2 protein-coding genes and 1 pseudogene are annotated in these 3,941 nt (G+C 37.2%); all 3 read left to right on the top strand.

Features of this window, described 5'->3' with window-relative positions:
• Window positions 1-630 precede the first annotated feature (630 nt).
• Window positions 631-1,689: an N-acetyl-gamma-glutamyl-phosphate reductase gene (gene argC / locus F6K13_RS22370; RefSeq protein WP_124145590.1), complete on the top strand. Its 1,059-nt coding sequence runs from the start codon at window positions 631-633 to the stop codon at window positions 1,687-1,689.
• A gap of 1,409 nt (window positions 1,690-3,098) precedes the next feature.
• Window positions 3,099-3,443: a transposase gene (locus tag F6K13_RS22375; RefSeq protein WP_124145589.1), complete on the top strand. Its 345-nt coding sequence runs from the start codon at window positions 3,099-3,101 to the stop codon at window positions 3,441-3,443.
• Window positions 3,444-3,615: 172 nt separating this feature from the next.
• Window positions 3,616-3,929, top strand: a pseudogene (locus tag F6K13_RS22380) (IS1 family transposase); the annotation flags it as partial.
• Window positions 3,930-3,941: the final 12 nt, after the last annotated feature.

The following is a 3,941-nucleotide window of genomic DNA, read 5'->3' on the forward strand; positions in this document are numbered from 1 at the left end:
CGTATCTTTTATTGAAATACAAAGGCTTCAGGAAAGCCGTTTTAAGGAGCCTAACAACTATAAGGGTTCAGGAAACCGAAAAATTATGAAAAATGACTGCCAGAATCATAAAACCCAGATGGGTATTGAACTTGTAACTTCTTAAATAGATACCAAATGGCTTCCATAGATATAGTACTACGCAAATAGGTTAGGGCAATGATAAACACTCAAATGAGTGTCAGGGATTACTTCTAACTTCTAACTTCTGACTTGCGCGTAGCGCTATAACCATCCTTTACTTATTGAAGCCATCTAGCAATATCTTTCGCGTGGTAAGTTAAGATCAAATCGCTAACCAGCACGTTTTAGAACTACGTTATTGACTAAGAAAAAGTTTATGGGATCTTGATCTAAAATTTAATACTCAAATAACAATTCTTTATATTTAGTATGGCCAATTGATCGTAATCACATCACTAATTAGTAAAATTTGATATAATTTAAAATTTTTGACAAACCACTTTCCCAATGCTCAAAAAAATAAAAACTATAAAACAAAATGTTAAATATCACCAAAATAAAAATTTAGTACTAAAATGCAGCAAAAGTTAAAATTTTTGCTACTCAAATTACTTAGGAGTTAATATTATGAATGAATCGGCACCTGTGCCAATAGGAATTGTAGGTGCTTCCGGCTATGGCGGGGTGCAACTTGTCAAGCTGCTTGAGGATCATCCAAAGGCTGAGGTTGTGTACTTGGGGGGTGACAGCAGTGCGGGGAAACCTTTTTCTTCAATCTACCCTCACTTGGAGCATTCTGTAGATTTAATGGTAGAGGCAATAGATTTGGACAAGATATCCAGTAAATGTCAGGTAGTCTTCCTTTCTCTTCCCAATGGTTTAGCTTGGAAGATGGCACCAACTCTGTTGGAAAAGGGATGTAAAGTATTGGACTTATCCGCTGACTATCGATTTTCTAATTTAGAGACTTATCAATCTTGGTATGGTGGAGAACGCACAGATAAACAAATAGTTGCAACTGCTGTCTACGGGTTACCAGAATTGTATCGCGATCGCATTGCCAATGCTCAACTTATAGGTTGCCCTGGTTGCTATGTCACGGCTAGTCTTTTAGCACTTTCCCCACTATTTAAACAGGGTTTGATAGTACCGGAAACTGCAATTATTGATGCGAAGTCAGGGACTTCTGGAGGTGGTCGCAAAGCAGCTATTAATATGTTACTAGCTGAGGCGGATAATTCTATTGGTGCTTATGGAGTAGCTAGTCATCGACATACTCCAGAGATTGAACAAATTTGTGGTAATTTGGCTGGTTATGATGTGAAGGTGCAATTTACTCCTCATCTGATACCAATGGTGCGGGGAATATTAGCTACAGTTTATGGTACTCTGCGAGACCCTGGGTTAGTGCGAGAAGATTTGCTGACTATTTATAATGCTTTTTATCGTAATTGCCCTTGGGTGAAAGTATTGCCTAGTGGTACTTATCCTCAAACTAAATGGACTTGTGGCACTAATCTCTGTTATCTTGGTATTGAGGTGGATCACCGTACTGATAGAGTGATTATTATGTCAGCTATTGATAATTTGATTAAAGGTCAAGCTGGTCAGGGTGTTCAGTGTATGAATTTGATGATGGGTTGGGAAGAAACCCTGGGATTACCCCAGTTGAGTTTTTATCCCTAACAGTATAGCGCTACGCACTAGGGAATAGGGAACAGGGAACAGGAAATAGCAAACTGTCAAAGGGTTTTAGGATTGAAAAATGTCTTAACCAGTTCTTGTAGTTCTATATATATAGATTTGTTTTCTGTTGCTTGCTAAAGCTGAAAAACATGGACGATCCAAGACTTATATCTACAAAATGTCTATGTTTTTACGTCATTAACTAGCTATAGCGCGCTTCAGCATTTTCCTTACCGGAATGCTTTGCAAACAGCGCTTCAGCTTTTTAAGCTTGGATTAAATCCCGGCAGCTAATGCGCAGGATAGTTGAGTCGGGGTTGAAATCCCCGACGAGAGTGTCAAAAAAAGTCAATCATGCTGAGTGCTGACCGCTGAGTGCTGACTGCTATTTAATCGAAGAACGTGTCTAGGATTGTCTAGATTTTTAGAAGGTGTCTATCCATACCCAAATTTGTTTCTGGCAGTTAGTTAGTTTTCAGTGGTGTTATGCCATCTACTAACCTAACTGCTGATATCAAATCCGGTTAAACAGTTATAGAATGGTTAAGTCGAGTTGGAGTCAGAAGTCAGAATTGCTGAATTCAGGAGGAGAAAGAATTAGAAAGATGAGCGTAGTTATGGCAATTGGAGAATTTTTTTTATGTCCAATTAAGAGGATTTGATATGACTTCTAGGCTTAAACTTTGTGCTGTAGATGGAGCGATCGCCTTTTGATCGGGAATCGGAAGTGGTATAGTTCTTTAGCTTTTAATATCATGTCTCTTTAGAATACCCACAATAAAAAATTTAGGGAACAGGGAGAAATTTATTAGAGAAAATATCTTTATTATGATATCATATCGGGTAGCATCGGATCATGTATAGAATTCAGTCAAAATTGTAAGAAACTCTTCAGCTCCCCCTGCCTTCTGCCCTTTGCCTTCTTCCACAGGCAATTTCATCTACTGCTGAAACTGGATTAAAGCTCATATTAAATCAGCCACTCGGATGGATTTAAAAGCTACGGAGCTATTCAGGAATGGCTTCGCTGTGAATATGGGGAAGATGTTGATTATAAAACTCTTTACGGAATCATCAGATCTAAATTTAAGGCCAAATTAAAACTTCCCAGAAAGTTTTCAGTAAAAAAAGAACCAGAACCAGCTGAAAGCTTTAAAAAAAAACTAATATCTAACTGAGAAACTATTAAATTTTTACTCGTCAATTTTTCCCAAGATTTCTGTAAACAACCATTACGCTATTTTTGCCAAGATGAAACTCCTATCGGTTTAAAAACAATTGAACCTCGATTAATCACTGCTTGTGGAGTCAAACCTACTGGAAAAGTCCAATGGGATTTCAAAGCTATTTATATATATGGGGTTGTGGAACCCGCCACGGGAGAATCTTTGTTTTGAGAATTTTCTCATTTGGATGCTGAATGTTTTCAAGTTTATTTAAACCAATTATCTGCTCAATATAATAATAGTATAAATATTATCCAATTAGATAATAGTACAGCCCATACAGCCAAAAAAATCAAAGTTCCTGAAAATATTATTTTACTATTTCAACCCCCACATAGTCCAGAAATTAATCCCATAGAACGACTTTGGCAATACATGAAGGATCATTTAAGTTGGGGAATATATGAAACTTTAGAAGATTTGAGAACAAATCTCACAGAGATGATTAACAACCTCTCAAATGAAATTATAGCATCAATAACAGGGTGGAATTATATTGTTGAGGCTTTAAATATAGCCAATTTATGATCTATGAAGATTAATGCCTCTATCAGTTGACGATCGCTGCTACAAAAATCACACAATTTTTCAGAAATGGTATAAGTATTCAAGCAGACATGATATGGCTAATTAATGGGCGTTGTCAGAAAAGAAGATGATTGAGAGAATGATCAGCGTGTAAAGTTCAAGGAAAAATGCAATGGAATATCCAGAATGCCACAGTCACCACATCCATAAAAATGGTCACGCGAAAAGGTAAACAAAATTATATCTGTGTCAAGTGTGGTCGTCAATTGATCGCAGAATATCAACCCATACGGATATAGTGATGATCTCAAACGCAACTGCTGGAAAATGTATGTTAATGGCACGAAAACCCATGCCATAGAGAGAATTACAGGAGTTTCACGCACAACTATTATGGATGGGGTCAAACTTGTGGGAACACTTCTACCAGATGCCTATGAGGCAGAAACTATCCCAGAGATCGGAGAATTGGAGCAACTAGAAACCTTATAATTAAGA

The sequence above is a fragment of the Okeania sp. SIO2B9 genome (genome assembly GCF_010672505.1).
GTDB classification, from domain to species: Bacteria; Cyanobacteriota; Cyanobacteriia; order Cyanobacteriales; family Microcoleaceae; genus Okeania; species Okeania hirsuta.